The sequence below is a fragment of the Mesorhizobium sp. CNPSo 4688 genome, from assembly GCF_057784295.1.
Genome location: NZ_JBWLUY010000030.1, coordinates 1 through 25,003, shown reverse-complemented (window position 1 = coordinate 25,003; position 25,003 = coordinate 1). Strand labels below are relative to the sequence as shown.

Below are 25,003 nucleotides of genomic sequence, written 5' to 3'. Positions count from 1 at the left end.
GGCCGGAGGCACGACGATGACCTTACAGCATATCGAAAGGACGTCCGGCATCGGCCGGCACGAGGGTGGCAGCAATTTCGGCACGGAGACGCTGCGTCTCCTGGCGCGGACTTCGGCGCGCATCCTGTCGCGTTATGGCGTGCTGCTGGGCTTCCTGGCGCTCTGGCAGGTCGCGGCGAGCAGCGGCTGGGTCAACGCAGCCGTGCTGCCGCCGGTCGATGCGATCGTCGTCGCGCTCTGGAAAGGCCTTGCCGGCGGCAGCCTGCTCGGCGACATCGCCATCAGCCTGCAGCGCGCCGGCCTTGCCTTCAGCGCGGCGGTCATCGTCGCCATCCCGCTCGGCCTGGTCATGGGCCAGACGCGCGCGGTGGAGACCGCGCTCGACCCTATCCTGCAGCTGTTCCGCCAGACCTCAGCGCTGGCGCTGTATCCGGTGTTCATCCTGCTGCTGGGACTGGGCGAAGCCTCGAAAGTGTTCGTCATCTTCTGGGCAACGCTGTTTCCGCTGCTGCTCAACACGATCAGCGGCGTGAAGGAGGTCGACCCGAAGCTGCTCGAGATGGCGCGCGCCTATGGCGCCCGGCGGCTCACGATTTTCCACCGCGTCGTGCTGCCGGGTGCGGTGCCCTCGATTTTCGTCGGCCTGAGGTTAGGGGCCACCACCGCGCTGCTGCTCCTGATCGCCTCCGAGATGATCGGCGCCAACAAGGGCATCGGCTTCCAGGTGATGAATGCGCAGTACAATTTCCAGATCCCGCTGATGTTTGCAGCGATCGTCATCCTGGCCGCACTTGGCCTGATCGCCAACCAGGCGCTGGTCAGCCTGCAGCGGAGGCTTTGCCGCTGGAGCAACCCAGCCGCCTGAGCCGCCACCCCAACATCGTTGTCTAAAGGAAGGCCCTGATCATGAGCATCACACGCCGTTCGCTTCTTCTGCGCGTACCGATTGCCGCCGGCCTCTTCGCCGCCGGCCTGCCATCGATAGCGCGTTCGCAAGCTGCATCCGTCAAAATCCGTTATCTCGCCAGCCGCGGCGGCATCTCGCCGCACGAGCTTGCCTATGAGCTCGGCTATTTCAAAGGCCTCGGCATCGAGCTCGAAAATGTCGGTTATGTCGGCGGTGGCCCTGAGTCACTGTTTGCGCTCGCTTCCGGCAGCGTCGACCTCGGTTCGGCCGCAACGCCGGCGGTGATCAACTCGATTGCCGGCGGCAACGACTTCGTCGCCGCTTATCCGAGCAACGGCATCAACAAGGATGTGAAAAGCGTCTTCTACGTGCTTGAGGACAGCCCGATCAAATCGATCGCAGACATTGCCGGCAAGACGATCTCGGTCAACACGCTGGGCGCTCATCTCGACTATACGGTGCGCGAGGCGCTGCACAGCGTCGGCCTGCCGCCGGATGCGGCAAAGCTGGTGGTGGTGCCGGGACCGCAGCTCGAGCAGACCTTGCGCTCCAATCAGGTCGACATGGCCGGTCTCGGCTATTGGCAGGCGACTTTTGCCGGCCAACTGGTCGCCAATGGCGGCGTGCGCGGCGTCTTCAACGACACCGATGTGCTGGGTGAGATCGCCGGCGGTTTCGTCGTGCTGCGGCGCGACTTCATCGCCCACAACCCGGATGCCGCGCGCAACTTCGTCGAGCAGTCGGCGCGCGCATCCGACTGGTCCAGGCAGAACCCCGACCAAACGCGCAAGCTGCTTGCCGACATCCTCAACAGGCGCGGCGAGAACGGCGACCTGGCGCGCTACTGGACCGGCTTCGGTCTGCGCGAGAAGGCCGCCGTGACGGATCGCGACATCGACTTCTGGGTGAGCATCCTGGAGCGCGACGGTCGCGTGCCGAAGGGCAAGATCAAGGCAACCGACATTCTCTACCGTCCCGGCGAAACCAAGATCAACTGAGCACGGAGGCCGGCGGCATGGCTACGTCACGCGGCGGCGAGGTCACGGTCCGCGACCTGTCGAAGTCCTTCAGCATTGCCGGGCGGAAGCTTGCCGTGCTGCGATCGCTCAACCTCGACATCCGCTCCGGCGAATGCCTGGTCATCGTCGGCGCCAGCGGCTCCGGCAAGACCACACTGCTGCGCATTCTTGCCGGACTGGAAAGCGCCAACAACGGCACGGTGGCGATCGACGGCAGAAAGGTCGATGGCGTCGGCGAGGAACGGGCGGTGATCTTCCAGGAGCCGAGGCTGCTGCCCTGGTTGACAGTGCTCGGCAACGTCGCCTTCGGCCTCGAGGTGCGCGGCGTGGCGAAAGCGCAAGCCGAGGAGCGGGCGCGCTTCTACATCGCGCTGGTTGGCCTTGCCGAGTTCAGCGACGCGTATCCGCGGCAGCTCTCCGGCGGCATGGCGCAACGCGTCGGCATCGCGCGGGCGTTGACAGTGCAGCCCGAAATCCTGCTGCTCGACGAACCCCTAGGTGCGCTCGACGCCATGACAAAGATCTCCATGCAGGAGGAACTGGCGCGCATCTGGAGCGAGGAGAACGTCACTATGGTCATGGTCACCCATGACCTCGAGGAGGCGATCTATCTCGCCGACAGGGTGCTGATCCTGCCCAGGGAGAAGGGCGGCACGGCACGGCTGATCGATATCGACCTGCCTCGTCCGCGCGAGCGCAGCGAAAGCCGCTTCGTGCGCTACCGTGAAGAGTTGCTGCGCGAGTTCGGCCTGCACTGACGGAAGCGAACAGATCGGTACCACGCATGAAACGGCAATACGCTTTGAGCCATATGCGATTGCTCTGGAGTAGCAGGGGAGGACAGAAAGCCCCTCCCCTTACGCGCCAAACAGCCGCCGGTCCCAGTAGACAGGCTGATGGAGACTCGTCTGGATCCTTGAAAAATCCGGATGCGCCGGATTGATCAGCACATTGCTATCGAGACGCGCCACGACGCTCGGCACCAGCAGGATGACACTGCGCCGCTCAAAACACCAGGTTTCGCCAAATCCCTTGCTTACCGTCGCCGGCATCGTGTCCCAGCCGGGCAGCGACGGCTGCGAAAAAACCTCGTAGCTCAGTCCGCGCGGAATTGTGATTTCGATGTAGTGTTGGTTGGGCGGCAGTCGGCCACTGCCATGCACCAGCTTTTCCAACAGGGCCGTCGAATAATGCTCGCTGGTGTATATGATAGGACTTCCGGGCGTGTTCCATCGCCCTGGCGCGATTGTCGAGCCGGTTGCGTCGAAGATCGGGTAGGTGCCGGCCGGATCGCCGATGCGAAAGGACGATAGCGTGCGATCGAGAGTCTGCGCCGTCACGCAGCACTGCCGTACTTCAGACTTGCGAGGATATCGACCACCATTTCGGCGCCGAACTCGCTGAGGATAACGATATCGATCGGTCGCTTGTCCTCAATCATCGGATGCGGCCTAAACAGGAAATCGCGTGCCTCCTCTTCGTTCTGCCAGACATCGACAGCAAGCCCCCAGACGCGCGCCACACGGGCCAGTCGTGTGCCCTCATCCGACGACAGGCGATGTGCCGTCTTGCGCCGCTCGTAGGTTGCTTTGGGGATCAGCCGGTATTTGAAATGAGCATCTCCCGGGGCAACGAGATGGGCGACGCGCTCGACCACCCCAATGGGAAGTCCGCTCTCGATGCGGGAGATCAGTCCGAATGGCGACCGCGCCGCCACCTCCTTAGCAGGCAGACCCAACACGTCGGCTACATTTCCGAACGCAAGCATTCCACTCTCCATTTCATGTGAGGCACAATATAGCCTCACATGATGCGCCCTGCAAGCGCAAACCGATCCGATCACCCTGCGATCCTTGCTGTCACGCGTCAGCCTTTGGCGCCCGCCAGCAGCATCAGTCCCACGACACCTCCCCTGCATAGCCTTGGAAAAGCGCAGAGGCGGCGAGTGCCAACCGCCCGGGTCGCGAAGGATTGACACCAGGAAAACGCGTTTGCGCCCGCGCTAACAAGCAAGCCCGGAAGAAAGAATGGCCGGGCTCGGATACGGCCCGGCCAAAGAAGGTTAAAGCCTTCAGGGAGGAACACCGTCCGGTGGAAATGGGAACCCATCGAACGATTTTACCTGTTTGGCCTTATTTCTACGCGTTGGCGACGAATGGGATTCCAAAAAACAGATAAGACGGCACAAATTCTTGCGCCACCCTACAGAAGGTCGCAAGCGCGCGGTTCGGGTCTGGAGAGGTCACACCAAAGTGGCGTAGCTTCCGGCACGAGTACATGGCCGCGTGCTCTTGATGCGCGCCATCCATGAAACATGTCGAGGATCGGATTGTCATCATGCCACACCATCCCGGGGGATCACGCCGCGGACGGCTACATCGCCGCCACAGCCGCTGTTTGCGGCTCCATGGTCGCCCACCTGAAACATCAGCCTATTCGAGTCAACCGGGTTAACCACTGTCAATCCATGGGAAGCATGGTTGACCAAATGGGTTGAACGAGACATCGGTTCAATGATTTAATCATAAGGCGAACGATCTAAGTCGGATGGCACCTTATGAGTGACTTTGCTATTCTGGGTCGCACGATTGGCCCCCAGCACCCGGAAATTCAGACGCTCTTGCGTCAGGCGCGGGATCAGCAGGCTCGCGTCTTGTGTTTGTGTCGGCATCCCGGAGTGCCGATGTACATCGCCGCCGTCGGCGAGGAATTGATCATCAAGCGCATGCCGAACACCGGCAAGGACCATGCGGTAGACTGTGATCGCTATGAACTGCCCCTCGCACTGTCGGGAAAGGCGGAGGTCCTAGGTCAAGCAATCGTCGAGGATCCAGCATCGGAGACGGCGCGGCTGAAGCTGGCCTTCGCACTGACACAAGGCAAGGCGCGACAGGGACCATCCGGCGAGGGGCCTACCCACCACACTGTGAAGGCCGATCCGAAGAAGCTCACGCTGCGAGGCTTGCTCGACTATCTCTGGGAAGAGGCGGAGCTGACATTAATGGCACCCGGCTTCGTGGGAAAAAGAAATTGGTGGTTGGTCCGGAAATTTCTTTGGGGCGCGGCCGATGCGAAGTCGAGCCAGAAGTTCCAGTTGCGCGAGCTGCTGTTCATGCCGGCAATGTACTCCCCTGAGCACAGGGATCGGCTAGCGGCGGATCGGGAGCAGGCTTTCGCGGCGGCAGCTAAGGCGGGTCACAAGAAGATCGTGATCGGCATTGTGAAATCGCTCGATCCTGCCCGGTTTGGCGGCAAGCTATCGATCAAGCATATGCCCGACGCGCCGCTCTTCATGGATGAGAAAATGTTCAAGGCAGTGCCGAAGCGTTTTGGAGCAGAATTCGACCTGTGGCGACTGCACGAAAATTCGCACCTGATCCTCATCGCAACGGTCACGCAGACGCCGTCCGGCATCCTGTCGATCGACGAAATCGGCTTTATGAACGTGACACAGAATTGGATCCCGTTTCAGCACAATGACGAAAAGGAATTGATCGAGGTCCTGACCGGGGAGCATCGGCGGTTTGTGAAAACGTTGCGCTATAACGTCCTGCCAGCGGTGCCCATGGCGTTCGGTCTTCTGACCGACGTTGACCAGCAGGGAACGGCACTTTTTGTCGTGCCGCATGATGCCAAGGAGGCGGTACGGTCGGAATTCGACCGTCTGGTCTCTAGCTGCGAGCTTGAGACCTGGTGCTGGGACGCTAGCGGTCCCCGGCCGGCGCTGCCGGGCAAACAGGAGCGGGTTCCCGGGCCGGACAGCAGACCGGCCTTGGAATATCAACGCAACACGTGAAAAGCAAAAGTCCGTGCGAGGGCCGTGACCGCAGTGCGAAAGGAGAATGCCATGCTGAAAAAATTCGAGATGGATCCGGGAACGGGCATCGTCATCGCAACAGTCTTGATTTTAGTGCTGTCCGGCGCCCGGCTTTTGAATCAGTGGGACAGCCTATCGTTTTGGCGAGAGCCGGGGCTGATCGCGACTATTGTTCTCGGCTTGATTTCGGCGATTGCGCTTGCCGTGGCGTTCGTGATGTGGCGGTGGACTCAGCGGGATGTCAGGCATGATCCAGCCCGCCAGGGACCGGTTATCGACTTGCAGGCGGATTCGAAGACTGACCAGCCGCGTTAGATGCGTTGCGGATGTTCTGGAGAATGATGGCATTGGGATCAGGAACGTCGGCGAACTGCCACAGGCCAAGGTGCTGCTTTTTAGCGACCTCCTGCGCGACAATATAGGGAGCATGAACCGGAGTGCCGTTTGGAGTGACGGCCGCAAAGGCCCAGCCGGTTGAGATCAGCGCCGTGCCGAGATCGATGCGAGAACCGGCCGCGGATCCTGAGACAGGCTGTGCGACGCAAACGACGAAGCGCGTTTTGGTCGCGTCCTGCCAGGCGGCCGTGTAGCACTGGGGTTTGAGATCCCGGATGAGAGCGACGAGCATGGCGAGGCTGGCCTCGCCGCAATCGACACGCCCCCCTGCCGCATTTGTGAAATAAGTGCCTCGCAGGCAGGCTTGAACGCCGTAGAGGCGGTGGGTCTCGCCGGCATAGGTCCAGGTGTCGCCGGTGCTGAAAGATGCTGCGGCAGGGATCTGAAACCAGGGATTGGGTTTGTCCTCGGCCCGTGCCGGAACACTGGCGAGGACGGCCGCGAGAAGGCCAACAACGGCTGAGAAGCCAGGCTTCATTATTGATACCTGCTCAGATCGAACCAGAAGCGCTGTTTGCCGTCTGTGGTCGTGAGATCGAGATAGTTTGGCTCCGTCCTCTTCTCGCGCGGCGTCACGGCGGATGTTGGAGGCGCACCGGAACCGGAACCTCTCGAGTAAGTGCCCCATGAGGCATTCGTTGCATTGCGCGGCGCGCAGAAAGCGCCGTTGCTGTTGGGCTTGTAGACAGTTTGTGATCGAGAACTGTTGTCGCTTCCGCCCGATTCCGTCTCGGGCGAAACGGCGATCGTGCCGTCCGGGCAGGGTTTGAATTTCTCATATCCGATACGACCGGAACTGCCTGCCTCGGGGCACTGAGGCCAGGGGTCCCCATGCGCGACCATACGGAAAGCGCGCTCGACCGGAGGCACACATTCCCCGACGCTCGCCCAACCCTGCGGGTTGAGGATGCACAGCAAAACCTTGCAGCCAAAATCATCAGCATGGGCCGGCGCCACCGACAGAGCCGACGAGGTCGGCAAAAACGCCACAACGGAAAGAACCCTGCTCATTTTCATTGCGCCAGCCTCATTTTCGCGATTGCGGTTCATCGATTCATTGTATTAATTCAGCATTTCAGAATCGGCAACGGCGCAGGATTATTTTAATGATTCGATCCCGCAAAACAGTACTGGCCGTGGGTGCGATCCTGGCGACGTGCCAGGCAGCGTCTGCACAGGAAGCTTCCGGGAACTTCCAGGGCAACGTCACGGCAACTACCGGTCGCATTGTCAACGCTGCTGTCGACGCAAAGGGCCGGGTGATGCCGGCCGTTGAGGTTGGCAGCCATGACGTGCAGCGGATCGGTTCGGCGGGAAGCGCTGACAGCGCGGCTGCTACGGTGACATCGACCAAGGCCGACAACCCCTGCCCCGGCGTCGCTGCCCTGTCGAAGGAAGACGGACAGCGTATCGTCGAAACGGTCGCGCGCCAGCAAGGCTTTGCCCCACCGCTCGTCCTCGCGGTTGCCCGGGCCGAAAGCCGCTTCAATTCCGGCGCGCTATCGCCCAAAGGTGCCTATGGCCTGATGCAGCTTCTGCCGTCCACGGCAGCAAGCTACGGGGTCGATATCTGCGACCCCGCGGATAATGTGAAAGGTGGGATCGGCTTTCTGCGGGATCTGCATCGCAGATTTCCGAACCCGATATACATGCTCGCCGCCTACAATGCCGGCGAGGTCGCGGTTCTCAAATACAAGGGCGTGCCGCCCTACCCCGAGACGGTTGGCTACGTCGCCAACGTCATCAACGATTTCTACCAATGGCCATCGGTCGGGTCCGAGGCAGTGATGCCAGGTGGGGCGGTGAGCCTTGACCTAGCCGGCGTTCAACCGGCTGCGGCCGGCGCGGCGGATCAACAAAATGTTCCGACATCCCGCACCAACGCCCGCAATGGCGGCACCACGACGTCTCGCGAAGCGACGGCGCCGGTCTGGCAGGGCGGGATGGTGCAAAACTTTGACTGAGGAGAAGCTTTGATGACCATGTGGAAGATGATTGCGACACGCAGTGCTGGTGTGGCGATGCCGCTCATGCTCTTGGCAACGCAGGCGATGGCCGGAGGCGGAAATCTCCAGCCTGTGCAAAGCACGCTGCAGACGTTGGTGCAGACCCTGACAGGGCCGATCGCGACGGCTTTGGCAGTTCTGTTCTGCATTTTCATGGGCTTCATGGCCTGGGCGGCACGCCTGTCATGGTTTGTGGCTGGAAGCTGGGTCTTGGGTATCGTGCTGGTCTTCGGCTCGGCACAGATCGTCGAATTCTTTCAATCCGCGGTCGGGAGGTGATCGGCATGGCAGACGGCCGGATCGATCCTGGCGAGCCCAGATTGTTGATCACTCCTCTCGTCAAGGGCCTGACCCGAGCGCCGACGGTGCTCGGCATCCCCTACGAGCTGGCGGGGTTCATCGGCGTGCTGACCGCCGTCGTGTTCCTTGCAACCCATAATCTGATCATGCTCTGTATCTGCGTGCCGCTCTATGCGGTTGCCAGGATCGCGATCATGCGCGATCCCATGTTCATCGAGATCATGTTCATCCGTTCGCGAAAGATGCCGCCCCGGAGCGCCAGCTTCTGGGGGGCGCGCAGTTACCGGGTGTGACGTGGCGATCGCACGGGCTCTGCGCGATGAACTGAGTTTCGGGGCCGTGTCTCGTCGGGAGAACCCGGTTTCAGCCCACATACCCTATTCGCGGCATGTGTCCGACGAGGTGATCAAGACGCAGGACGGCATGTTGATGTCCTTCGTTCACATGAGCGGGCTGTGCTTCGAGACGATCGACATCGCCGAGATCAATTCGCGCCTGCTCGGTCGCAACGATCTCATTCGGGGGTTGGCGAATTCCCGCTATGCGATCTACTCGCATATCCTGCGCCGCGAGGTGAAGCCGGCGATCGAGTCGAGCTTCGAGAATAAGTTCTGCCAAGAGCTGGATCAGCGCTATACGGCGGCCCTGCGCACCCAGCGCATGTTTGTGAACGACATCTACCTGACGATCGTGCGGCGCGAATTGCAGGGAACCGTCGGGACAGCGGATCTTGTGATCCGCAAGCTTTTGGGACGCAGGGCGGCGGACGGTCGCTCTTCGAGCGAGGAGCGGTCGCTGATCGAACTCACGGACGTGATGAAAGCCGTCCGAGAGAGCCTGCAGGCATATGGAGCGCGGGTTCTGACGGTCGTCAAGCGCAACGACGTTTGGCATTCCGAGCCGCTGGAATTCCTGGTGCAGCTTGTCAATGGCGGGTTTCCGCGGCCGATGGCACTGCCGCGCATGAAGCTCGCGGAGGCGCTGGCGACCAAGCGGCTGTTCTTCGGCCCGAATGCGCTGGAAATTCGCGGGGCGTTCCCTGGCGAAACGCGATACGGCGCCATCATTTCGGTAGGCGAGTACCCTTCCATTACGGGACCGGGTATGCTCAACCCAATGCTGAAGGTGCCGCACGAATTCATCGTGACGCAATCCTTCGCGATCATCGACAAGCCCCAGGCGCTGACCCAGATGGAGCGGGTCGGGCGCAAGATCGACATGTCGGATGAAGCCGGCTCGATTGTCGCCGATCAACTCGGCGAAGCGCGCGACGAGCTTTTATCTTCCGAAGCGCTTTATGGTTTGCATCATCTGACGGTGCTGTGCCTTGGGAAGACCATGGACGACGTGGCGCGCTGCGTGACCGACGTCGGCACCGCGCTGACGGAGGTGTCCGCCCTGTGGGTTCGCGAGGACCTCAATTGTGAACCAGCGTTCTGGGCCACCCTGCCCGGCAATTTCGCCTATGTGGCGCGCAAGTCGATGATCTCATCGAAGAACATGGCAGGCTTCTCGGCCTTCCATAACTATCCGAGCGGCCGGGCTGGCGGGGTGCATTGGGGAACGCCGATAAGCGTCCTCGAGACGACGTCGCAAACGGCCTACTTCTTCAACTTCCATGTTCGAGATCTCGGCAACTTCACCCTGAACGGTCCCTCGGGCTCGGGCAAGACGGTGCTGCTCGGCTTTCTCGCGGCACAGGCGCAGCGCATCACGCCGCGCCCCAAGTTGGTGATGATCGACAAGGATCGCGGCCTCGATATCTTCGTACGGTCGCTTGGCGGCCGCTATGAGGTTCTCAAGGCCGGCGAGCCTTCCGGCTTCAATCCGTTGCGCCTGCCCGATACGCCGCACAACCGGGAATTTCTCTTCCAGCTTTTCAGTTTCATGCTGCGTCGCGCCGACGGACACGCCCACTCGACGCGCGAGGAGCAAGTCATCCGCAACGCGATCGCCCAGGTGGCAAGCGCGCCGCCCGAAGGTCGAACAATGGAGGAGTTCGCCGAGCTGTTGCGTGGTGCGATGCGCGCCGGCGACGACGATCTTTATTCGCGCCTTCAGCCATGGATGAGGCCCGATCAGCGTGGTTGGTTGTTCAACAACGCCGAAGATTCGTTCTCGATGTCGTCCATTTTCGGCTTCGACATGACGAGCGTGTTGAGCGACGCGACGACCAGCACGGCCGCCCTGCTCTATATCTTCCATCGCATTGAGGAGCTGCTTGACGGGCAACCGGTCATGATCTTCCTCGATGAGGGCTGGAAGCTCCTGGACAATGATATTTTCAGCTACTTCATCAAGGACAAGCTGAAAACCATTCGAAAATTGAATGGCATCATTGGCTTCGGCACGCAGTCCGCGGCGGATATCGTGAAATCGTCGATCGCCAACACGCTGATCGAACAGACGCCGACCAATATCTTTTTCCCCAACCCGAAGGCAGATGAGGAGTCGCACAGGGCGTTCGGGCTGTCCGAGCGCGAGATCAAATGGATCCGCGAAACCCCGCCGGAAGCCCGCAAATTCCTGATCAAGCATGACCAGGACAGCGTCATTGCGCGCCTCAATCTGGGCGCGATGCCTGACGCGATCAAGATCCTCTCTGGTCGAATTGAGACGGTCCAGGAGCTCGACGCGCTGCGCGCGCGGGTCGGTGACGATCCGCAGGTTTGGTTGCCAATCTTTCTTGGGAGGGACCCGGAATGAATGCCATCGTTGGCGCGACGGCCGCCGTTGTGATGATTTTCGCCGGATCGATGGCGATGGCGGCCGTGCCGGTTTCTGACAGCTCTATTCTGTCGCGGCGGAGCGAGGACAAGGCCGACAAGGTTGAGATCAAGCTGATCCAGGAGGACACGAAGTCCGCAACGCAGGGCGTCAAATGCTCGGTGACGACCCCCAAAAAGGCGCAGAACGTGACGAGCCCCAAGCCTTCGCTTGATCCCGCGAGTGGCCGGGCCTCCCTGGAACAGGCCAATCCCGACATCAAGGGCTCAACGGCGTTCGCTTCGACAGGAACGGGATCAGGCGCTGTCGGCGGCAATGCCGGCGAACGAAGCCTTTTGGACAGCACCGGCCAGGTAGTCGGCGGCATGAATGGCAGCATGTCGACCGTGGGTCCCAACAAGCAGGTCTTCGAGACCATGGGCCAGGATATCGGGACCGATAAAACGGCCATGGAAGCCTTCGACCGCAACAGCGCAATCCGAGCCCAAGGCGGACTGACCTTCAACGAGGTGATTCAGGCAACTGGGTTCTTCGCCCAAGCTTTCAACGTGCGAAACATCGGCACGGCCGCACTGACAAGCCGGGGATCCTCCGGCCTCGTGGTGCCCAATCCCCCGCCCGCGCCGCCTGGCCCGGGCGGCTCGACGAGCTGTCCCGGACGGACGAGCGGCGGCACGGCCGCCAATACGTGCTGCCCCTCGACGGACAGCGCATGCCCGGTGCCGCGCACGACCGACACGGTTGAAAACGTGTCGCCCAGGCTTTCGCAAATCCAACGGGACGCCAACAGCGCTCCCGTCACCATGACGACCGACGAACTGATGTCGGCCGTCAAGCAATATCAGGCTCAATAGGAGAAAGCGCTATGCGTGGAATTCCGTTAACAGCGGCACTCTTGCTTGGCTTTGGCGGCATCGCCATTGCCCAGGTGCCTACGATCGACGAGGCCAATCTGGAACAGGCTCGGCAGATTGCATCGGCAACGAGCGAGATCCTCAGCACCGACCGCAACATCATGAACTATACGCAAGCGACACTGCAGGCCGTCACGGGCGACCGGTCGGGCGAGGCTGGTCAGCTCGCGCAGATCGCCTTGGGCAATGGCGGCTTCTCCATGGGAAGCGCGCCTTCGCTTGGCAGCGTGATCTCGGGCGGCTCGTTGTCGTTTGCCGGCCTCGGCAACGGATCGCAGGGAATGGTTTCAAACCTGATCAACGGCCTGCAGCTGGTGAAAACCATTTCGGGTCTGATCAATGGTCAGACGACGCAGATGGACAAGAACTACAGCGCCCTGGTGAACGTCGCGGCCACGGTCACCGGGCTGGTGGACTCCTCGCAAAATGGGGTGAAGACCCGTTCCAGCGCTTTTCAGTCGGGCGCTCAGCGGATCGGCACGGCGCAGGACATCAAGGGCTCGATCGATCAGAATAGCCAGATCATGGTGCAAACCGGTCTGACCGTGAACGAACTGATCGGCGCGGTGAACACCGCCACGGCGGCCGCCAACCAGGAAAACATCGATCGTATGAACCTGATCACCCAGGCCACGCGGGGGCTCGAATACAAGTCCGGCCAATGACGGTGCGCTTGCTTCTATCAGTGGCCGCCCTCATTGGCGCTCTCGTGACCTCGGGGTGCGGCCACAAGCCACTCAAGGCTCCATGCGCGCGCGATGAGGGACCGATGCAGCCGATGGCGTTCGCGGCGCCCGAACCAAGAACAGAAGCGAAGAAGCCATTCGAGTGTGGTCCGATGAAGGCACTCAATAGCGATCCATCGCTGTTTACAGGCGGGACGGCGAACAAATGAATTTCAATATCACGACGCTTCTGCAACAGGTCGACAAGTTCGGCAATAACTATGTATCGCAAGCCTACCAGAACCTCGCGTCGGCGCTGACCGGCGGGGGACAGGTGGGTGTCGCGGGCCTGATGCTGACGCTGTACGTGATATTTTGGGCCATCAGCATCTGGCAGGGAACCTCGACGGGATCGGGAAAAGAGATGGTCTGGCGCCTGTTTCGCGCCTTCGTCATCTACGCTCTGGCGACCAGCTGGGGGGACTTTCAAACATATGCGTATTCGTTCGCGAATGACACACCTTCCGCGATCGGGAACAGCCTTCTCACGAGTGTTTCGGCCAATGTGACCGGGACATCAGCCGGGCTGAACTCCGTCAACTCCGTGCAGACGGCCCTGCAGAATATCTGGGATTCGCTCGCCAACTCCACGTCCGCTTTTATCAAGAGCCTTGGGGTGTTGAACTTCGGCGGCTACGTGCTGGCGGCGATCATCCTTGTCGTTGGCGCGCTGCTCATCGGTTATGCGATCTTCCTCATCATCCTGTCGAAGATCTTTCTTTGGCTTTTGCTGGCGCTCGCCCCCGTGTTCATCATTCTCATGCTGTTCGGCTACACAACCCGGTTCTTCGCCGGCTGGATAACCGCGATCGTGCAGTACATGTGTGTGCAGATTCTGGTCTACGCCTTCTGCGCCTTCTTCATCTCGATCACCCAGACCTATTTCGACGCGGTCAACCGGTCGAATGGTGCTGCGACCACGACCTTGACCGAAGCCGCGCCGCTAATCCTGATCTGCCTCGTCGGCGTGCTGCTGCTGTCACAAATCACCAACGTTGCCGCCTCGCTAGCAGGCGGAATTGGTATTGGAACGCCTTCGTTTGGGCGCTTCTACGGCGGCGCCTTCGCGGCGATGGGCCAAGCCGGTCAGCGCAGGCTGATGGGACGCTTGGGCTGGAGCACGCGGCAGGAACGCCTGGCGGGTCGCGAGCGGGCGCGCGTCAGCCTCGCACAAAGAAGGTACGAGGATTCAGCGGAATATGCGCGGCTTTCCCGAAAGCTGACGGATCCCGCATAGTCTTGGGGCGCACCAATGAGCGATGTGAAGGAAAACGCTGGGGCACCGGCGAAGGAAATCCAGTCTCCCTTGCCGTACTATGTGGATGCGGCAATCTGGGAAAAAGATATCGCGCGGCGCAATCGTTGGTCGCGATCCCTGGCGTGGTGTGTGGCGAGCGTCGCCTCGGTCATTGCCGTAGCAGCGGTGGGCGCGCTGATCCTTGCGCTGCCGCTCAAGACTTATGAGCCCTATATGGTGGTGGTCGACAAATCCACCGGGTTTGTCGAGGTCAAGCGGCCGCTGGCCGACGGGCCTTTGCAGCAGGACGAGTCGATGGGGATGTTCGATATCGTCCGTTATGTGAAGGCTCGCGAGACCTACGATCCGAAGGCGCTGAAGGACAACTTCGATCTGGCGCAATTGCTGAGCGCCGGCGATGCCTCGAGGGAGCTCGTCGAGCTTTTCAGTCCGGCGAACAAGGTGACGAACCCCGTGGTGTTGTACGGGCGAAACACCGTCGTGGCGGTGACTGTGAAGTCGGTGACATTTCCTAACCAAAGGACCGCCCTGGTCCGTTTCATGACGGAGGAAAAGAGCCAGGCGAACACGGTGCAGCGGCATTGGGTATCGTTGATCCGGTTCCGCTACACCGGTGTGCCGGCCAAAAACGAGATCCGCTTTCAAAATCCGCTTGGCTTCCAGGTGCTCGAATATCGGCGCGATCAGGAGACGGCGCCGGCACCCACGGCGGAGACACCGCAATGAAGGTCGCCGGCATCCTGATGGCAATCGGGCTCGGCGTTTGCGCGGTTCAGCCGGCCCTTGCCGAACAGACCCCTCGGGCGGGATCTCGTGACAGTCGTATTCGCTTCGTCTGGTATCAGAAGGACGATGTGGTGTCGGTGCCGGCCAGCTACGGCGCCTCGACCATGATCGAATTCGGCGATGACGAGAAAATCGAAACCCTGGGCGCTGGAGACGTCCCGGCCTGGAGCATTGAGCCCAACAAGAAGGGCAATGTGCTGTTTGTGAAGCCGATCGAGAAGAATGCGGGCGGGAATCTCAATGTCCTGACCAACAAGCGCAGCTATGTGTTCTTCCTCAACGGCGAGTTTCGGCCGGTTGCACAACAAGTCTACGCGATCAAGTTCCGCTATCCCGAAGAGGCATCGGACGCGGCGCTGATGGATGAAGCCCAGGCCCGGGCGGCCCAGCCGAACCGGCAGGCATTCAAGGCCGAAAACGCCAACTCGTCCTATGCCTATAAGGGGGCGTCGGCAAATAAGCCGCTCGTGATCTACGACGATGGCGTGAAGACCTGGTTCCGCTTCGATCCGGCAAGGGAAGTGCCGGCGATCTATGTCGTCGACAGCGAGCGCAATGAGACCCTTGTGAACTATCGCCGCGAGGGCGCGTACATCGTCGTCGACAAGGTCAACTACCAATGGACCCTACGCAACGGCAACGACGCGACCTGCGTCTTCAATCTGAGGCTGAACAATGTGAACGAACCGACCGGGCTTGAACCTTACGAGCCGCAGCGTGTCGGCGGTGGGACTGTTCGGAAAGTGAGGGGACCCTATGCCATCTCCCAATGAGTACAGAATGCTCGCTGAGGAAGGCACAGCCGTCGCCGCGCCAAAATTCGGGGCGACCACATTCTTCAAGATCGCGGTGCCGCTGGGCGCGGTGGTGTTCGCCGGCTGGATGATCTATGCGGCGACGCGTGCGCCAGACAAGCCGCTGTTGACGGCGTCGGATGGCGAGGAGTTTCACACCACGCAGTTTCCCGCACCGGGGCTCGATACGCCGCGCCCCCAGCTTGATAACGGCACCCTGAAAATACCGACGGCTCCCGAGGAGCCGCCGGCAGCGCCGGCACAGCCGCCGTCGGCGGTCGAGGCGCCGCCGCCCCCTCCACCGGCCCTGCAACCGCCCGCAGCTCCACCACAGGTGCAGGATGATTCCGAAGCCCGTCGTCTGGCTGAGGAAGAACGGCGCAGGCAGGAAGAAGAGGAGCGGCGCAAATGGGAGCGCTTGCGCGCCAAGCAGCTCGTCGTCGATAGCGGCGACGCGCCTGGCAGTGCATCAGCACTGGCCGCCAATGGAGCGGATGCCGCGGCGCTCGGAAATGCAGGCGAGGGCGAGGAGGATCCCAACCGGCGTTTTTTGGCAAGGGCGAGCCAGAGCGGAGCGGATACATCGAAGGCCACGATGAACCCGCGCACGGACGCTCTGGTCGCCCAAGGGACGATGATCAAGGGCGTGCTCGAGACCGCCATCCAGAGCGATCTTGCAGGCATGGTTCGGGCCGTGGTCTCGGAGGATGTGTGGTCGTTCGACGGCCGCAGGGTTTTGATCCCCGCTGGCTCCCGCCTTATCGGTGAATATCGCAGTGGCCTCGCAACCGGCCAAACGCGGGTGTTCATTGTGTGGACACGCCTGCTTCGATCGGACGGCATGTCGGTGCAGCTCGGCTCGACCGGCACCGACGAGCTCGGTCGGAGCGGTATGCCGGGCGAGGTCGACAACCACTATTTCGAGCGCTTCGGCTCGGCGATCCTTCTGAGTGTCGTGGGCGGCGCGACGCAGTTCATCGCCAACCTTGGCAACGACCAGAACGGGTCGAACACCAACCAGACCTACACGGACCCGCAGACCGGACAGACGGTGACAATCCAGACGCAACCCAACCAGTACATGCAGAGCGCGCGCCAGATCGGCGCGCAACAGATTTCGCAAAGCCTCAACCGCATTGCCGAAGAGGCGCTTCGCAACTCGATCAATATCGCGCCCACGATCCATGTCGATCAGGGGTCGCGCATCATGGTGTTCGTCCGCCGCGACCTCGATTTTTCCGAATTCTATCCGGACCCGGTGCGCGAGGCGTTGAGGGAGATCCGACGTGAGCGGGCAGCAAAGAACCGTCTTTCTAAATAAGGCGCTGGAGCCCGTGCGGCGCTGGCTCGACGACGATCGCGTGGTGGAAATCTGTGCAAACGGGCCTGGACTTGTGTGGGTCGAAATCGTCGGCTCGACACATATGGAGCCCTTCGACGTGCCCGAGCTCGACCGCGCCGCGATCACCTACCTCATGGAACGTATAGCCGCATCATCCTCGCAGTCCGTCAGCGAGGAAAATCCCTTGCTTTCGGCCGCCCTGCCCGGCGGCGAACGCTTTCAGGGCGTGCTTGCGCCGGCGACACCGGCAGGAGGCGCCTTCGCAATCCGCAAGCAGGTCGTGAAGGAAATGCGCCTTGAGGATTATCGCAAACGTGGGTCCTTCGATACGATCTCCGTCCAGGATCTCGGCGAACTGAGCGACACCGACAGCGCCCTTTGCGAATATCTCGACGCCGGCAAGATCGAGGATTTCCTGCGCCTGGCAGTGCGGGAACGGTATTCGATCTTGCTTTCAGGAGGCACGTCGTCGGGCAAAACGACCTTTCTGAACGCGATTTTGCATGAGGTACCTTCGGATGAAAGGATCCTCACCATTGAGGACACGCGAGAGGTCAAACCACACCAGCCCAACTATCTGCCGCTGGTGGCGTCAAAGGGCGACCAGGGCCTGGCGCGCGTGACCGTTGAAACGCTGCTGCAGGCGGCAATGCGCCTGCGGCCGGATCGAATCTTCCTGGGCGAGATCCGGGGAGCCGAAGCCTATTCGTTCTTGCGCGCCGTCAACACGGGTCATCCCGGATCGATCACGACGATCCATGCGGACAGCCCGGCCGGTGCGTTTGAGCAGCTGGCATTAATGGTCATGCAGGCTGGGCTCGGTCTGAGCAAGGCGGAGATCATCGATTACGTGCGGTCGGTTTTGCCGATTGTGATCCAACAGACGCGCCGGGGCGGCTGGCGCGGCACTTCGGCGATCTGGTTCAACCGCATGACTGAATGGAGAGCCGCCAGAAAGGTTCCCCAGGATGTCTCGCGTATTGGCCTATAGACTTTTCCTCGGCCTCATCGGTCTCGCCGCTTTCTTTGCCCTTTGGAGCCTGGCTTACGAGCTGGTGGCGACATGGCGGTGGAATCCCGCCCTGCCTTCTGAAGGAGCCTCGCGCTGGGGGCTTTTGCGGTACCAGAACGCGCAACGCAGCCTGAGCGGCCTGTTCGTTGCCTGGCAGCACTTCAGTCAGCGCTTGGCCTATCATCCCACGCAAAGCGAGACGATCATCCGCGGCGCGGTCGCGGTCGCAATTGTCGTGGCGATCGGCGTCGGCTTGATCTTTGCAAGCCTGATCAACCGCAAGCCAAAGCACTACGGCGATGCGCGGTTCGGCACAATCATGGACGCCGAAAGGAAAAACCTGCTGGCAAAGCAAGGCTTGATCCTCGGCAAGATGGGCGGGGCGACGATCCGCTCGGACGATCCCGCGCACGTCCTCGTGGTCGGGCCGACCCGATCCGGCAAGGGCGTCAGCTTTGTCATACCGAACGGGTATATGTGGCGAGGATCCTCGGTGTGGTTCGATCCGAAGCGGGAGAACTTCGAGGCGTTCGGTGCACACCGGCAGGCTCTCGGTGACAAGGTCTTTTTCTTTTCGCCCGGCGAGCAGGATTCGCATCGCTATAATCCGCTGGATTTCATCCGGAGCGATGCGCGCATGCCGACGGACTGCGCGGTGGTCTCCTCCTTCATCATCCCGGAGGCGACAGGGAGTTCCGAGATCTGGGCGCGCGCCGGCCGGCAGCTGCTTTCGGCCATGATAGGTTATGTGCTGACGTCACCACGCTATGAGGGGCAGCGTCATTTGCGCGCCGTCGCGATGCTCCTTTCGACCGGTGTGGATTTTCTCAGGGTGCTGACGAATATCCGCAATGACGAGGAAAAATATCTGCCTTCGTGGGTCGTGCACGGGCTCAACCAGTTCATTGCGCTGGAAAAGGAAACGCGAAACTCGGCCTACTTCAACCTGACGGCGGCTCTCAACCCCTGGACCAATGATCTCGTTGCAGCCGCTACGGCGTCGACCGATTTCGATATCTCGAAGTTTCGCAAGGACCCGACGGCGCTCTTCATCGGCTGCTCGGTGGCGCAGCTCGACGTGTTCCGGCCCATCATCAAACTCCTGGTTCAGCAAATCCATGATGTGCTGATGGCTTCCTCGCCAGGTCCTGACGAGCCATATCAGGTCCTGGTGATGATCGACGAGTTTCGCCAGCTCGGCAAAATGGAGTCTATCGTTTCCAAGCTGGCGATCAACGCGGGCTATGGCTTTCGCATGGTCCTGATCCTGCAGGATCTTGCCCAGCTTGACGAAGTCTATGGAAAAGCGACGCGGCAGACCACGGTGACGGCGTGTCAGGTGAAGCTTTTCATCCGCATGAACGACGTTGAGACCTCGGAACATGTCTCTGAAATGCTGGGGCCGACCACGATCGAGGTCGCCACACCGATCATCAGGGCCGGGCAAGGTATATTTGGGGGCCGAGACAAGAGCTTAAGTTATCAGGAAAGACCGTTCCGGACGGCGGCGGAGCTTCGGCAGATGCCGGCGAACCAGGCCGTGGTTCTGGGCTCGAGCCCCCCTGGTTTTATGGTGCGCAAGATCACCTATTATAAGGACGCTCCCTATAAGGCTACCTACCAGCAATTTCGGCACCGGCGCTTGAAGGTTCCGCCTCTCTCACGATGGCAGGATCTTCCGCTGCGCTCCATGGCGGAGGTCGAAGCGGCGGCCAACAACGCGCCGGCGGCACCTTTCGAGTTGGGGGAACCCGATACCGTCGAAGCGCCGGTTTCGAGCGATACAGCCTATGCCGATGCGGTGCCGCCTGCGACTGGTGCGGCGGCTGAAAGGGCTGGTCCCGTCGAGTTAAAGCCGAAAGTAAAGAGCGACAGCGCGGACGCACCACAGGCGCTGCCAAGCTCAGGCCTTCCAACGGGCGGTGAGGCTGAAGCAAGGAGCGAGGTCGCCGCCGAGGTTCCGGAGTTGAAGCCGAAGCGGACCGATCAGACAGCCGATGATGCGCCGCGGCCGCTTCCCACCCTTGGCCGGCGATCGGCGCCGGCAGCATCAAAGGCGTCCGACCCGAGTGCGTCTGAAGGCAAGGCGAGTATCTTGCAATTCCAAGTCCGGCCGGGAAACAAGTCCACGTCGATCGCCGCGCTGCTCGCATCGCTCGATCAGGAAGTGGAGGCCGGCGCTCGTTCCCTGTCACCGTCAGTGGATAGCGGAGATGTCGACGGGGTACCGTCAGCCGCTCTTGAGGCGCTGCAGGATCAAATTAGACGTCACGGCGATCGCTAGGACGTGAAATTCAGTTGAATACAAATGAGCGATTTGTGCCTTCGGTGCCTATGTCGAGTGTGAGAACCAGACGAAACGTCCCTAATCCGATGGCGGGCGAATCGAGCCGGTTCGCGCGCCTCCCGGTTCTTGGTCGGGACGTGAGCTGATTTGCTCGTCCGTAAAATGCGATTGATTTTCACCCTAGGCAGCCTGTATCAAAACCGATACAGTGCACCGCGATGAAGGTGATTGAGTGGCTTGGAAGCAGTAGGCCGGATGTTCGAGCTTTTCCTGACGATGCGCGGATAGATGCCGGCTGGCAGCTTGAACTTGTCCAGCGCGGCGACGATCCCGACGACTGGAAGCCTATGCAGATCGTTGGGGCCGGCGTCAGGGAAATCAGAGTCCGGGAGGCATCGGGAGCGTTCCGTGTCATCTATCTGGCAACCCTGGAGGACCGCGTTTTGGTGCTTCATGCGTTCCAAAAGAAGACACAGGCCGCATCCAAGAAAGACCTCGATCTGGCGGCTCAACGGCTAAGACGATGGAAGGCAGAACGATGAACGTAGAAACCTATGAGAACGTCTGGGACGCCCTGGCGGACACCGAACAGGAGGCAGCAAACCTTAAAGCGCGCTCGGCGCTGCTCTACGAAATCCGTAAGGCAGTCCAGCGTTGGGGCATTCCCCAGGAGGAAGCCGCCAAGCGGCTCGGCCTGACGCGCCCTCGTATCAATGATCTGCTGCGCGGTAAGCTCGCCAAGTTCTCGCTTGACGCGCTCGTCAACATCGCCGCCTCCGCTCACCTGGATATAGAAATCCGGGTGAAGGAGGTTGCATAATCACGAGGTGTCTAATCCTCGTCTTTCCTCGGAGTACATCCGCGTTGGACGCGAGCGTGTGCCGAACGGAGCCGCTGCCAGAGCCCGGCTTAGGGAACAACGAGCCCACACAGTGGTGCATGGCGAGGCAACTACTGCTTTTGCGGCTTTTGTGAATCCGGAACTTCGCCTTCGACTGGAGCGATGTTGATGCTTCTCGACTGCAGGCGCTGCAGTTCTTCGAGCCGTTCGCCTTTGACGATCTCGGGATCAAGCGGCTCGTGAGGATTGTGCGCCAATGAACGCGCGGCTTCACTTGCGGCTTGTGCCTCGCGGGCTTCCTTCGCAGCAATGCTTTCGGCATTGCGCACCATTTCGCGGTCTTGCGCGACCTGCTCAAGCGAGGTCGGATCAGCCGATCCGGCGCGTTCGTCGCGGACCTCCTGCTCCATGGCGCGATTGCGTATTTCACGAGCCCGATCGGCCTCAAGCCGCTCAGCCGCCTCGATCTCCTGGGCGCGATGAATCAAAGCTTCGGCGCGCGCACCGGCAATCCGATGGGCCTGGTCTTCGCTGACATGCGTGACGCCACCTTCCTCCATCGATTTGAGATCCGTCCGGATCGCCAATAGCTCCATGGTGGGCGCTGCGCGCCGTAAGAACTCCGCTTTCGTCTGGCCGTTCATCATGGCCGCTGTCTTGTTAACGGTCTCGTTGATCTGTTTTAGGTTTTCCCGCATCTGGTCCGCGGTGGCATCTGAACTCATTTGAACACCCTTTCCATCTCGAATAGCGACCACAACAGTACCGGATCGGAAAGCTCGCGTCATCCGATCAATAAATTGACTCGCTATCGCGTTATTCGGCTGAGAAGCAGCAACCGAGTGCCAGTCCCGAAGGCTTGCCTGGGTGGCCTGCAGCTGGCGCGCCGAAATCGGAATCTTGATCGGGTTGGCCCTCGCGTAGTCGATCCGCTGGCGGGCTTTCTCAATGACGTTCGGGTTTGCACGGGCGTAGGCGCGATCACGCGCCTCCCTGCCCGGTCGCGGCTTTTCGGCCGTGGCCACAATCGCCCTGTCGCGCGGGCCATAGCTTTGTGATGATGCTCGATAGGCCGCGGAAGTCGCGACGATTTTCATGCCCTGCGCTTGTGCGTGCTGGGCATAGAGCGCGCGCCATTCGCGAAGCTGGGCCGGACCTGGTCGCAATCGCTGACCATCCTCGCCCTTCACCGCGACGATGGCATGGACATGAATATGGCCGCCCTCCTCGGCCATGTCGGCATGCATCCCAAAAGCGAATTTGTGATTGGGGAACTGTTCATGCAGGAATCCACGTGCCGCCCTCACCAGGGCTTGTCCGTCCTCACCTGCCTTGGCCGACAGGATCATATGCATGGTGTCGCGAGGCTTATAGGAATTCAGCGTCTTGTCCCAGGATTGCGCGGTCTGCCGGACCGCCTCCTCAGACGCAATCGTGACGCCGTCGGCGCCGATCACCGCTCCGTCATGGGTAAGGCGCGAGAGCTGGAACACGACACCAGCTTTGCCGTGGCTGGGTTCCCCAATTGGCTTGACCGAAACAGTATCCTCCTTGACCCCAAGCGTCTCGGCGATCCGCGAGGCGATCATGGCCCGGGTCGGTGCCGAGAACTGGCGATCCTGCTGGCGCCGATCGGAAAGGTGAAACCGATGCTTCTTCTTCTCGTCTCCATTCTCGCCCCGCACGACGCTGTGTCCGGCCATGGTCGCGACGACACGCGCAACGCTCGATCCGTCCTGCAGCTTGTCGATACGATAGGCGAAACCGTGGCCGGCAAAGCCAGCCTGAACCGCCAATGAAAGGCGCTCGGCATTCTCCTCTCCTGCCACCGAAAGCCGGAACGTCGCGACATCGTCGCTTTCCCGCCGCTTGTCGAAGCCCTTGCCCCACTGTTTCATTTCCTCGGCAACGGCGGCCTGCGTCGCGAGGATGCGGGCGTCGTGAGTTTCGAGCGCGACGCCCTCCTTCTGGATATATTGACTGATGGCGGCTGCTCTTGTGACGCCATGCCCATAGGAAATCACCTTCAGAACCGCCGGCTGATACCCGGCCGCCAGCCGGTCGGCAGCCGCTCTCGGCGTAGGTCCGCCGGCGAGCTTCCGCCGCTTCGTTGGCAGGGCGAAGTTTAGTCGCCCGGCTTTACCGCGCGGCGGCTCCAACTCCCGGGCAGACGAGCGCGGCACGGCCGGTTCCGGGGGCTGACTTCCATCGAAACCGCCCTCCCCCGGCCGGCCGCGAACCGTCTTGAACAACCAATCATCGTCATTTCCAGCAAAGGACAAAAGGGCCCGACGCCGGCGCTTGCGGTTCTCTTCTTCAAAAGCTGCGCTCGCTCGAATCCGATCGGCTATGGCCTGTATGGACGGCGGGTCTAGGTTCACGCGTCCTCACCATCCAGCAGATGCGCCGCCTTCCGAAGTTTCAGGCCATGGGCGATCGTCATTGCCGTCAATTCGGCGTCGACAGCTTTCACCCTGACATCCAGTGCGTGCCATATTGGCAACGTCGCCTCCATTGGGACGGCGTGGCCGGAATGAATGGCATGCAGAAGCTGGCTGAGGTTTCGGCCGACCATCCGGAATTGCGAGGCCAAGGCCGCGACATTGCGTGAATTCTCTGCCGACAGAGCGGGGCCGATATCCAGGCTGGCCCGGATGATGCGCCGCAACGTCTCCGCTCGGTCAAGCTGGAACACCTTGCAGGCCTCGTCCAGGAGTGCGCCCGCCTCCGGCCCGATATCGATCCGGGAGCGCTTTCGAGTGTCATTTTGGGCGGGTCTGGTGTCGAAAATTCTCGCCATGGCGGATGGGCCTCACGTCGAAGACGGTCCAGGTCGAAGCGAAGCGACGACCTGCTCAGCCAATTTGGACCCAAATTGCGTATCTTGTCAATTAAATACGCAACATTATACTAACTCACTGATGCACCAATCCTGAGTCGCATTTGCACACTCGAACATTGCACTAAATGCCGGAATTCATATTATAATACAGTCGCTTATGCGCCTTTGCACTTTGTCGCATCGGCGCATTGGCACAATGAAAGAAGGTCACTTTGGTGCCAGTTCGCCTCTGCGCTTTGGCGTCAAGGTGGCACACGAACATTGGGAGAAAAAATGCCGGAACAACGCGCGGTTCAAATCACAGTGGCCTCGCCCAAAGGCGGGGTCGGCAAGACCATGACCACCATTCTGCTCGCTGGCGAATTCGCCGCCGCCGGTCACCGGGTGACGGTGCTCGACACCGATCCGCAATTGTCCGCGGTGGAGTGGAGCAAAAACAGTCACCGCGCCGGGTACGCTCTTTCGAACATCAACGTCATCCCTATCAGCTCGACCGACGAACTGATCGACCGCCTGGCGCAATCTGACGGCGAGGACCTTCTGCTGGTCGACGTCCAGGGCACGGCCGTGGCTGCCCTCGGCCCGGCCGTCGCCAACGCTGACTTCGTGCTGATCCCAACGAAAGCGCACGTCTTCGATGTCAAGCAGTGCCTCGGCCTGATCCGGCACATCCGCTCGCTTGGCGGACGCCACCGCGAAATTCCCTACGCGGTGATGCTCAACATGGTTTCGGGGATCGAGCACAACACCATGGCCTTTCGCACGGCGATCGAGCTGCTGCGGCAGGCCGACGCCAGCGTGCTTGAGACCTTTTTGTCGCAACGGCCGACCTTCGCCTCAATCGCAACCGCCGGGACGCTCTACGAAGTCCAGCCCGTGAGCAAGGCGGTGCAGGACGCTCGCGACCAGACGAATGCCCTGACCGCCGAGATCATCCGCAAACTGAACGGAGCCACCTCGCAATGAACGAGAAAAGCGATCGGACCGCAAACCAGCTGCCGCTGCCTGCCTTGAAACCGCGTGCCCGTTC

General features: G+C 61.0%; 26 protein-coding genes. 20 read left to right on the top strand and 6 right to left on the bottom strand.

What is annotated here, in order from left to right:
* Positions 1-16: 16 nt before the first annotated feature.
* Genes AC04SH_RS31850 through AC04SH_RS31840 form a run of 3 tightly spaced genes read left to right on the top strand, consistent with a single transcriptional unit; the run spans position 17 to position 2,684 of the window.
* Entirely contained in the window at positions 17-865 is an 849-nt protein-coding gene (locus tag AC04SH_RS31850; protein WP_488481615.1) for an ABC transporter permease, read from the top strand.
* Between the two features lie 41 nt (positions 866-906).
* A complete protein-coding gene (locus AC04SH_RS31845) occupies positions 907-1,905 on the top strand; it encodes an ABC transporter substrate-binding protein (protein ID WP_488481614.1) in 999 nt (332 codons plus the stop codon).
* A 17-nt stretch (positions 1,906-1,922) separates the two neighbouring features.
* Entirely contained in the window at positions 1,923-2,684 is a 762-nt protein-coding gene (locus tag AC04SH_RS31840) for an ABC transporter ATP-binding protein (protein WP_488481613.1), read from the top strand.
* A gap of 99 nt (positions 2,685-2,783) precedes the next feature.
* On the opposite strand, the gene AC04SH_RS31835 is transcribed toward AC04SH_RS31840, so the two are convergent.
* Together AC04SH_RS31835 and AC04SH_RS31830 are read right to left on the bottom strand one after the other, a co-directional pair.
* The gene (locus AC04SH_RS31835) at positions 2,784-3,266 is read right to left on the bottom strand and encodes an RES family NAD+ phosphorylase (RefSeq protein ID WP_488481612.1); all 483 of its coding nucleotides are present in this window, start codon (positions 3,264-3,266) and stop codon (positions 2,784-2,786) included.
* A complete protein-coding gene (locus AC04SH_RS31830) occupies positions 3,263-3,694 on the bottom strand; it encodes an antitoxin Xre-like helix-turn-helix domain-containing protein (RefSeq protein ID WP_488481611.1) in 432 nt (143 codons plus the stop codon). The genes AC04SH_RS31835 and AC04SH_RS31830 overlap by 4 nt, the downstream gene beginning before the upstream one ends.
* Before the next feature lie 789 nt (positions 3,695-4,483).
* Between AC04SH_RS31830 and AC04SH_RS31825 the strand changes: the two genes are divergently transcribed.
* Together AC04SH_RS31825 and AC04SH_RS31820 are read left to right on the top strand one after the other, a co-directional pair.
* Positions 4,484-5,722 (top strand): DUF1173 family protein, encoded by a 1,239-nt coding sequence (locus AC04SH_RS31825; RefSeq protein ID WP_488481610.1) that lies wholly within the window; start codon positions 4,484-4,486, stop codon positions 5,720-5,722.
* Between the two features lie 51 nt (positions 5,723-5,773).
* Positions 5,774-6,058 carry a hypothetical protein gene (locus tag AC04SH_RS31820; protein WP_488481609.1) on the top strand — a complete coding sequence of 95 codons (285 nt, stop codon included), beginning with the start codon at positions 5,774-5,776 and terminating at the stop codon, positions 6,056-6,058.
* Here AC04SH_RS31820 and AC04SH_RS31815 read toward each other — a convergent pair.
* Both AC04SH_RS31815 and AC04SH_RS31810 read right to left on the bottom strand, forming a co-directional pair.
* Positions 6,015-6,617: a thermonuclease family protein gene (locus AC04SH_RS31815; RefSeq protein ID WP_488481608.1), complete on the bottom strand. Its 603-nt coding sequence runs from the start codon at positions 6,615-6,617 to the stop codon at positions 6,015-6,017. The two genes, AC04SH_RS31820 and AC04SH_RS31815, sit on opposite strands and share 44 nt — an antisense overlap.
* Positions 6,617-7,150, bottom strand: coding sequence for a hypothetical protein (locus AC04SH_RS31810; RefSeq protein ID WP_488481607.1), 534 nt, complete (start codon positions 7,148-7,150; stop codon positions 6,617-6,619). The genes AC04SH_RS31815 and AC04SH_RS31810 overlap by 1 nt, the downstream gene beginning before the upstream one ends.
* 5 nt (positions 7,151-7,155) lie before the next feature.
* Between AC04SH_RS31810 and AC04SH_RS31805 the strand changes: the two genes are divergently transcribed.
* The 14 genes from AC04SH_RS31805 (at position 7,156) to AC04SH_RS31740 (ending at position 21,110) form a co-directional block, all read left to right on the top strand.
* Positions 7,156-8,103 (top strand): lytic transglycosylase domain-containing protein, encoded by a 948-nt coding sequence (locus tag AC04SH_RS31805; protein WP_488481606.1) that lies wholly within the window; start codon positions 7,156-7,158, stop codon positions 8,101-8,103.
* A 12-nt stretch (positions 8,104-8,115) separates the two neighbouring features.
* Positions 8,116-8,424, top strand: a complete 309-nt coding sequence (locus tag AC04SH_RS31800; RefSeq protein WP_006205835.1) for a TrbC/VirB2 family type IV secretion system protein — start codon at positions 8,116-8,118, stop codon at positions 8,422-8,424.
* Between the two features lie 5 nt (positions 8,425-8,429).
* Positions 8,430-8,738 (top strand): VirB3 family type IV secretion system protein, encoded by a 309-nt coding sequence (locus AC04SH_RS31795; protein WP_040583984.1) that lies wholly within the window; start codon positions 8,430-8,432, stop codon positions 8,736-8,738.
* Between the two features lies 1 nt (position 8,739).
* Positions 8,740-11,151 (top strand): VirB4 family type IV secretion/conjugal transfer ATPase, encoded by a 2,412-nt coding sequence (locus AC04SH_RS31790; RefSeq protein ID WP_488481605.1) that lies wholly within the window; start codon positions 8,740-8,742, stop codon positions 11,149-11,151.
* Complete coding sequence (locus AC04SH_RS31785; protein WP_488481604.1) at positions 11,148-12,026, top strand: hypothetical protein; 879 nt, start codon at positions 11,148-11,150, stop codon at positions 12,024-12,026. Before AC04SH_RS31790 ends, AC04SH_RS31785 begins: the two co-directional genes overlap by 4 nt.
* Before the next feature lie 41 nt (positions 12,027-12,067).
* Positions 12,068-12,751 carry a type IV secretion system protein gene (locus AC04SH_RS31780; protein ID WP_488481603.1) on the top strand — a complete coding sequence of 228 codons (684 nt, stop codon included), beginning with the start codon at positions 12,068-12,070 and terminating at the stop codon, positions 12,749-12,751.
* Positions 12,752-12,977: 226 nt separating this feature from the next.
* Positions 12,978-14,048 (top strand): TrbL/VirB6 family protein, encoded by a 1,071-nt coding sequence (locus AC04SH_RS31775; RefSeq protein WP_006205830.1) that lies wholly within the window; start codon positions 12,978-12,980, stop codon positions 14,046-14,048.
* 15 nt (positions 14,049-14,063) lie between these two features.
* Complete coding sequence (locus AC04SH_RS31770) at positions 14,064-14,795, top strand: VirB8 family type IV secretion system protein (protein ID WP_488481602.1); 732 nt, start codon at positions 14,064-14,066, stop codon at positions 14,793-14,795.
* Positions 14,792-15,628, top strand: a complete 837-nt coding sequence (gene virB9, locus AC04SH_RS31765; RefSeq protein ID WP_006205828.1) for a P-type conjugative transfer protein VirB9 — start codon at positions 14,792-14,794, stop codon at positions 15,626-15,628. The genes AC04SH_RS31770 and virB9 overlap by 4 nt, the downstream gene beginning before the upstream one ends.
* Before the next feature lie 109 nt (positions 15,629-15,737).
* Positions 15,738-16,970, top strand: coding sequence for a type IV secretion system protein VirB10 (gene virB10, locus AC04SH_RS31760; RefSeq protein WP_488577797.1), 1,233 nt, complete (start codon positions 15,738-15,740; stop codon positions 16,968-16,970).
* Entirely contained in the window at positions 16,936-17,982 is a 1,047-nt protein-coding gene (gene virB11, locus AC04SH_RS31755) for a P-type DNA transfer ATPase VirB11 (protein WP_488481600.1), read from the top strand. Before virB10 ends, virB11 begins: the two co-directional genes overlap by 35 nt.
* Positions 17,972-20,287, top strand: coding sequence for a type IV secretory system conjugative DNA transfer family protein (locus tag AC04SH_RS31750; protein WP_488481599.1), 2,316 nt, complete (start codon positions 17,972-17,974; stop codon positions 20,285-20,287). Before virB11 ends, AC04SH_RS31750 begins: the two co-directional genes overlap by 11 nt.
* A 221-nt stretch (positions 20,288-20,508) precedes the next feature.
* Positions 20,509-20,832, top strand: coding sequence for a type II toxin-antitoxin system RelE/ParE family toxin (locus tag AC04SH_RS31745; RefSeq protein ID WP_488481598.1), 324 nt, complete (start codon positions 20,509-20,511; stop codon positions 20,830-20,832).
* The gene (locus AC04SH_RS31740) at positions 20,829-21,110 is read left to right on the top strand and encodes a helix-turn-helix domain-containing protein (protein WP_488481597.1); all 282 of its coding nucleotides are present in this window, start codon (positions 20,829-20,831) and stop codon (positions 21,108-21,110) included. Before AC04SH_RS31745 ends, AC04SH_RS31740 begins: the two co-directional genes overlap by 4 nt.
* Positions 21,111-21,241: 131 nt before the next feature.
* On the opposite strand, the gene AC04SH_RS31735 is transcribed toward AC04SH_RS31740, so the two are convergent.
* Both AC04SH_RS31735 and AC04SH_RS31730 read right to left on the bottom strand, forming a co-directional pair.
* Positions 21,242-23,512: a relaxase/mobilization nuclease domain-containing protein gene (locus AC04SH_RS31735; protein WP_488481596.1), complete on the bottom strand. Its 2,271-nt coding sequence runs from the start codon at positions 23,510-23,512 to the stop codon at positions 21,242-21,244.
* Entirely contained in the window at positions 23,509-23,931 is a 423-nt protein-coding gene (locus tag AC04SH_RS31730; RefSeq protein ID WP_488577796.1) for a hypothetical protein, read from the bottom strand. Before AC04SH_RS31730 ends, AC04SH_RS31735 begins: the two co-directional genes overlap by 4 nt.
* 315 nt (positions 23,932-24,246) lie before the next feature.
* Here AC04SH_RS31730 and AC04SH_RS31725 point away from each other — a divergent pair, with 315 nt between their 5' ends.
* Positions 24,247-24,939, top strand: coding sequence for a ParA family protein (locus AC04SH_RS31725; RefSeq protein ID WP_488577795.1), 693 nt, complete (start codon positions 24,247-24,249; stop codon positions 24,937-24,939).
* Positions 24,940-25,003: the final 64 nt, after the last annotated feature.

Excerpts from the sequence above, each read along its gene's own strand:
- AC04SH_RS31820 (WP_488481609.1), top strand. The coding sequence starts at position 5,774 with ATGCTGAAAAAATTCGAGATGGATCCGGGAACGGGCATCGTCATCGCA.
- AC04SH_RS31800 (WP_006205835.1), top strand. The coding sequence starts at position 8,116 with ATGACCATGTGGAAGATGATTGCGACACGCAGTGCTGGTGTGGCGATG.
- AC04SH_RS31795 (WP_040583984.1), top strand. The coding sequence starts at position 8,430 with ATGGCAGACGGCCGGATCGATCCTGGCGAGCCCAGATTGTTGATCACT.
- AC04SH_RS31840 (WP_488481613.1), top strand. The coding sequence starts at position 1,923 with ATGGCTACGTCACGCGGCGGCGAGGTCACGGTCCGCGACCTGTCGAAG.
- AC04SH_RS31815 (WP_488481608.1), bottom strand. The coding sequence starts at position 6,617 with ATGAAGCCTGGCTTCTCAGCCGTTGTTGGCCTTCTCGCGGCCGTCCTC.
- AC04SH_RS31785 (WP_488481604.1), top strand. The coding sequence starts at position 11,148 with ATGAATGCCATCGTTGGCGCGACGGCCGCCGTTGTGATGATTTTCGCC.
- AC04SH_RS31725 (WP_488577795.1), top strand. The coding sequence starts at position 24,247 with ATGCCGGAACAACGCGCGGTTCAAATCACAGTGGCCTCGCCCAAAGGC.
- AC04SH_RS31810 (WP_488481607.1), bottom strand. The coding sequence starts at position 7,150 with ATGAGCAGGGTTCTTTCCGTTGTGGCGTTTTTGCCGACCTCGTCGGCT.
- virB10 (WP_488577797.1), top strand. The coding sequence starts at position 15,738 with ATGATCTATGCGGCGACGCGTGCGCCAGACAAGCCGCTGTTGACGGCG.
- AC04SH_RS31830 (WP_488481611.1), bottom strand. The coding sequence starts at position 3,694 with ATGCTTGCGTTCGGAAATGTAGCCGACGTGTTGGGTCTGCCTGCTAAG.
- AC04SH_RS31770 (WP_488481602.1), top strand. The coding sequence starts at position 14,064 with ATGAGCGATGTGAAGGAAAACGCTGGGGCACCGGCGAAGGAAATCCAG.
- AC04SH_RS31825 (WP_488481610.1), top strand. The coding sequence starts at position 4,484 with ATGAGTGACTTTGCTATTCTGGGTCGCACGATTGGCCCCCAGCACCCG.
- virB9 (WP_006205828.1), top strand. The coding sequence starts at position 14,792 with ATGAAGGTCGCCGGCATCCTGATGGCAATCGGGCTCGGCGTTTGCGCG.
- AC04SH_RS31730 (WP_488577796.1), bottom strand. The coding sequence starts at position 23,931 with ATGGCGAGAATTTTCGACACCAGACCCGCCCAAAATGACACTCGAAAG.
- AC04SH_RS31775 (WP_006205830.1), top strand. The coding sequence starts at position 12,978 with ATGAATTTCAATATCACGACGCTTCTGCAACAGGTCGACAAGTTCGGC.
- AC04SH_RS31845 (WP_488481614.1), top strand. The coding sequence starts at position 907 with ATGAGCATCACACGCCGTTCGCTTCTTCTGCGCGTACCGATTGCCGCC.
- AC04SH_RS31740 (WP_488481597.1), top strand. The coding sequence starts at position 20,829 with ATGAACGTAGAAACCTATGAGAACGTCTGGGACGCCCTGGCGGACACC.
- AC04SH_RS31850 (WP_488481615.1), top strand. The coding sequence starts at position 17 with ATGACCTTACAGCATATCGAAAGGACGTCCGGCATCGGCCGGCACGAG.
- AC04SH_RS31745 (WP_488481598.1), top strand. The coding sequence starts at position 20,509 with ATGAAGGTGATTGAGTGGCTTGGAAGCAGTAGGCCGGATGTTCGAGCT.